This window comes from Micromonospora sp. 4G55, from assembly GCF_016803375.1.
In genome coordinates this window covers 1-4,437 of sequence record NZ_JAEVHN010000514.1, presented here as the reverse complement: position 1 = coordinate 4,437, position 4,437 = coordinate 1, and the positions used below count along the sequence as shown (strand labels likewise).

The following is a 4,437-nucleotide window of genomic DNA, read 5'->3' as shown; positions in this document are numbered from 1 at the left end:
TACGGCCTGCCCCACCGCCCGCCGGGCTGCCGTAGCGGGTGGCGGCGCTGTTCGAGGAGACCCCGCCCAGCGGGGCGACCGGCCATTCAGGAGATCGCACGGAGTCCCTCAATCACTCGCAGGATGATGTCGGGGTCGAGGGCGTCGTCGACGTCCCCGACGTGCACGTCGAGGTGGCCGGCGGCTCGCAGGTCGCCGACCAGGACGCAGGCCACGCCGAAGTGCATCCGCATCCGGGCGGAGATCTCGGCGACCGAGATGGGTTCACCGCAGAGCGCGATGATCGCCTGCAACTCGGGGGCGAGCCGGGCTGCCGGGGTGGCCGTCCAGGGCCCGCCGCCCGGTCGCGCGGTCACCTGGGTCTCCAGGCCGATCGCCGGGTCGGTGCCGGTGACCCGCCCGGCGGTGAGCACGAACGGTCGCGGGCCGGCCGGTCGCTCGGCCTGCGGGTCGGGCCCGGGCGCCGGCCTCGTCGCCGGTACGCGCCCGTCGGTCGCCGCCGACGTCCGCAGGTAGGGACGGATCCGGACCGTCGGGTCCGGGTCCGGTTCCTCGCCGGCGGCCTGCCGGGTCATTGCTGAACGGCGTTCTTCAGCTCGGCGATGAGTGTCGGGCTGAGGGCGCCGCCGGCCCGCCCGGCGAAGAGGGTCATCTCGTACGCCACGGTGCCCAGGTTGGCCGACCGGTCGGCGACGACGCCGAGCACCGAGCCGCTGCTGATCGCGCTGATCAGCAGGTAACCGTCGGCCATGTCCACGATCACCCGGTTCAGCCCGCCGAGGGCGTACCAGCTCGCCGCGCCACCGGCCAGGCTCGTCATGCCGGAGACGACGGCGGCGAGCCGCTCGGCGTTGGACCGGTCCTTGATGGCCGACATGGCCATCAGCAGCCCGTCCGAGGACACGGCGATCGCCTCCAGGACCCCGGCTGTGCTCGACGTGAACGAGTCCAGCAGCCAGTTGAAGGTGCGCGCCTCCGGGCTGAGGTCGGGCCCGGCGTGGGTCGGGTGGTCGACGTTGTCGTGCAGGAAGGGGCTGGTCACCGTGATGATTCCTCTTCGTCGTGGCGGTGGTCGGTGTTGACTTCACGCAGAGCCCGGGCGACGCCCGCCTCGAACTCCGCGATCAGCTCCCGGACCTCGGTCGGGTCCTGCGGCGGCTGGCTGATCAGGGCCTGCTGCGGCGGGGTGACCGCCAGGTTTGCCCCGGGCACCCGTCGGCTCAGCCGTGGCCGGCCCTGAGTGGTGCCAAGGTCGGCCCAGTCGGACTGCTCGGCCCGGCGTACCCCGGACTGGAACTGCTCGACCAGCGTCCGGGCGGCGTCCGGGTCCGCGCCGGTGGCGTCCACCGGACCGACCGCCGGCTCGGCCGGTGGCGCAGCGCCTCGGCGATGCCCGCCAACGGCATGCCGACCCGGCGCAGGCCGGCGACCAGCCGGGCCGGGGCCACCTGGTCGTCGGTGTACCACCGGTAGCCGGTCACCGGGTCCACCCGCGCCGGGGCCAGCACCCCGCAGCGGTCGTAGAACCGCAGGGCGCTGACCGTCAGGCCGCTGGCCCGGGCCAGCTCGCCGATGCTGCGCAGCTCGCTCTCCACGACGATGATCCTGTCGCCTCAACCAGGTCGAGGGTCAAGCGGCGGGGCGGCGGGCGCTCACCGCGGCGCGTCCAGCACCCGGAACGTGATGCCGGCCTTGACCAGCCGGTCCAGCAGCGCGTCGCCCATCGCGGTCACCGGGGTGACCTGTCCGGCGGTGGCCGGCAGGTCGTCGCAGGCCAGGCAGAGCGCCGACTCGGCGAGCATCTTCGCCGTCTCGTCGTAGCCGGGGTCGCCGCCGGAGACCTCGGTCAGCACCCGCCGGCCCCCGCCGGAGCCCAGGAAGCGCACCCGGAACCAGGACTTCGCCCGCTGCTCGGCGGTCGGCCCCTGCCCGGAGGCGAGCCGGCCGAGCAGCCAACGCCGGGTCGGCGGCAGCTTCACCAGGCCGACCAGGCCGGCGAACCCGACCCCACTGACCAGGATCGTGGGCAGTCGTTTCACCGCGGCGAAGTGCCGGTACCGGAAGTCCGGGCCGTACTCCGGGCGGGCCGCCGCGGACCGCCGGACCACCTGCGGGTCGATGGTGGGCAGCGGCACCGCCCACATGCCGATCTCCTTCGACCGGCCCACCCGGCCCGGGACCGCGCGGACCCGCCGACCCTCGGGCCGGGGCTCGACGGCCTTGCGCTCCTTCGCCGCCCGGCTCATCTCGCCGGTGCGGGAGAACGCGGTCAGCGCCGAGTGGTACGTGCCGGCGGAGAACCGCCCGCCCGCCCGGACGAAGCCGTCCACCGTGATCGGCGCGTCCGACGGGAGCTGCTTCACCGTGTACCAGGCGCCCAGGTCGTGCGGGATCGAGTCGAAGCCGCAGGCGTGCACCAGCCGCGCCCCGGTGCGCACCGCCTCGGCGTGGTGTCGCACGTACATCAGGTCGACGAACTCCGGCTCGCCGGTGATGTCCAGGTAGTCGGTGCCGGCGGCGGCGCAGGCGGCCACCAGCGGCTCCCCGTGGTGGATGTACGGGCCGACGGTGCTGGCCACCACCCGGGCGCTCTCGGCGACCGCCCGCAGCGAGGCGGCGTCGGTGACGTCGGCGGTGAGCAGCGGCAGCTCCGCCAGCTCCGCGTCGATGTCGGTCAGCCGGTCGCGGACCGCCGCCAGCTTGGCCGGGTTGCGGCCGGCGAGGGCCCAGCGCAGCCCGGCGGGGGCGTGCCGGGCCAGGTACTCGGCGGTCAGGCCACCGGTGAAGCCGGTCGCACCGAACAGGACGAGGTCGTACGGGCGGTCGTCACGCATCCGCCGAGTCTGCCATCCATGAGGGCTTTTTCACCCCTCCGGTGTGAAGACGGTCCGGACGCAGCCGTCGGCCCGGTCCCGGAACAGCGCGTACCCGGTCGGGCCCTGCTCCAGCGGGAACCGGTGGGTGGCCAGGTGTTCCGTGCGCAGCTCGTCGCGGGCCATCCGGTCCAGCAGCATCGGAATCCACCGCTGCCCGTGCTGGCGGGCGCTGCGCAGGGTGAGCCCCTTGTTCATCACCGCGCCGAGCGGGAAGGTGTGGACGAAGCCGGTGAAGGTGCCGGAGACGAAGACGGTGCCGCCCTTGCGGCAGGCGTGCACCGCCTCCCGCACCGCGAGCGGGTCCTCGCCGTCGCCCCGGTGGCCGGTGAGCCGGGCGGCCAGCGACGCCGGCCTCCCGCTGCCGTCGGCCGTGCCGACGCCTCCACGCAGACGTCCGGGCCGCGCCCGCCGCTGCGTTCGCGCAGCTCCGCGGGGACGTCGGTCAGCTCGTAGTTGAGGGTCTCCGCGCCGGTGTGCCGCTCGGCCATCGCCAGCCGCTCCGGATGCCGGTCGATCACGATCACCCGGTCCGCGCCGAGCAGCGTCGCCGCCTGCGCGGTCAACTGGCCCACCGCGCCCGCGCCCCAGACCGCGACGACGTCGCCGGGGCCCACCTCGCCCAGTTCCGCGCCCATCCAGCCGGCCGGGGCCGCGTCCGAGGCGAAGACGGCCCGGTCGTCGCTGACCGGGTCGGGCACGGTGAACGCGCCGACGTCGGCGTACGGCACCCGGACGTACTCGGCGTGGCTGCCGGCGAAGCCGCCCAGCGCCGCGGGCTGGCCGTAGCAGCCGGCGGTGGGCTGACCCCACGCCGACTCGGCGACGGCCGGAGCGGTGCCGGAGTTGTCGCAGCAGGAGTGCAGCCCCTGCCGGCAGTACCAGCAGCTGCCGCAGGCCACCGCCGCGCTGACCACCACCCGGTCGCCGACCCGGTGCCGGCGCACCTCCGCGCCGACCTCGGCCACCTCGCCGACGAACTCGTGCCCCAGCACGTCCCCGGCGGCGACGAAGGGCAGCCGGCCGCCGAGCAGCGGCAGGTCCGTCCCGCAGGTGGCGCTGCGCCGGACCCGGACGATCATGTCGTGCGCGTTGCGCAGCTCCGGGTCGGGCACCTGGCGTACCGCCAGCGAGTCGACGCCCTCCCAGCAGAGCGCCCTCACCCCGGCACCGCCGGCCGGTCCACCGCCGAGCGGTCCGCGCGCAGCACCTCGCCGGTCTCGGTGAGCTGCTTGACCCGGCGCAGCACGTCCCGCAGGAACAGGCCCGGGTCGTCACCGACCAGGTGTGCCGCCATTCCGGGCAGGGTCGCCACCCCGCCGAGCGGCCGGGCGGCCAGCTCACTGCCGCGCCCGCCGGGGGCCGGGCGCAGGCGCAGCTCCACCGCGCCGTCCAGCGGACGCAGCGGCTCCGGCCACCGTCCGCCGCGCAGCACCGCCTCGGGCGGGCGGTCCACCGTCACCACCTGCCGCGCCCGCCGGGGGCCGGGCGCAGGCGCAGCTCCACCGCGCCGTCCAGCGGACGCAGCGGCTCCGGCCACCGTCCGCCGCGCAGCACCGCCTCG

General features: G+C 75.6%; 5 protein-coding genes and 2 pseudogenes. All 7 read right to left on the bottom strand.

Features of this window, described 5'->3' with window-relative positions:
• Window positions 1–86: 86 nt before the first annotated feature.
• Window positions 87–575, bottom strand: a complete 489-nt coding sequence (locus JNW89_RS28725; RefSeq protein WP_238451480.1) for a DUF742 domain-containing protein — start codon at window positions 573–575, stop codon at window positions 87–89.
• Complete coding sequence (locus JNW89_RS28720) at window positions 572–1,042, bottom strand: roadblock/LC7 domain-containing protein (protein ID WP_154941519.1); 471 nt, start codon at window positions 1,040–1,042, stop codon at window positions 572–574. Before JNW89_RS28720 ends, JNW89_RS28725 begins: the two co-directional genes overlap by 4 nt.
• The gene (locus JNW89_RS28715; RefSeq protein WP_238451479.1) at window positions 1,039–1,212 is read right to left on the bottom strand and encodes a hypothetical protein; all 174 of its coding nucleotides are present in this window, start codon (window positions 1,210–1,212) and stop codon (window positions 1,039–1,041) included. Before JNW89_RS28715 ends, JNW89_RS28720 begins: the two co-directional genes overlap by 4 nt.
• 164 nt (window positions 1,213–1,376) lie before the next feature.
• Window positions 1,377–1,583 (bottom strand): annotated as a pseudogene (locus JNW89_RS28710) (MerR family transcriptional regulator); the annotation flags it as partial.
• A 69-nt stretch (window positions 1,584–1,652) separates the two neighbouring features.
• Window positions 1,653–2,834: a trans-acting enoyl reductase family protein gene (locus JNW89_RS28705; protein ID WP_238451478.1), complete on the bottom strand. Its 1,182-nt coding sequence runs from the start codon at window positions 2,832–2,834 to the stop codon at window positions 1,653–1,655.
• 30 nt (window positions 2,835–2,864) lie between these two features.
• A pseudogene (locus tag JNW89_RS28700) lies at window positions 2,865–4,036 on the bottom strand (zinc-dependent alcohol dehydrogenase).
• Window positions 4,033–4,413 carry a hypothetical protein gene (locus JNW89_RS28695; RefSeq protein ID WP_238451481.1) on the bottom strand — a complete coding sequence of 127 codons (381 nt, stop codon included), beginning with the start codon at window positions 4,411–4,413 and terminating at the stop codon, window positions 4,033–4,035. The pseudogene JNW89_RS28700 and the gene JNW89_RS28695 overlap by 4 nt, the downstream one beginning before the upstream one ends.
• Between the last annotated feature and the right edge of the window lie 24 nt (window positions 4,414–4,437).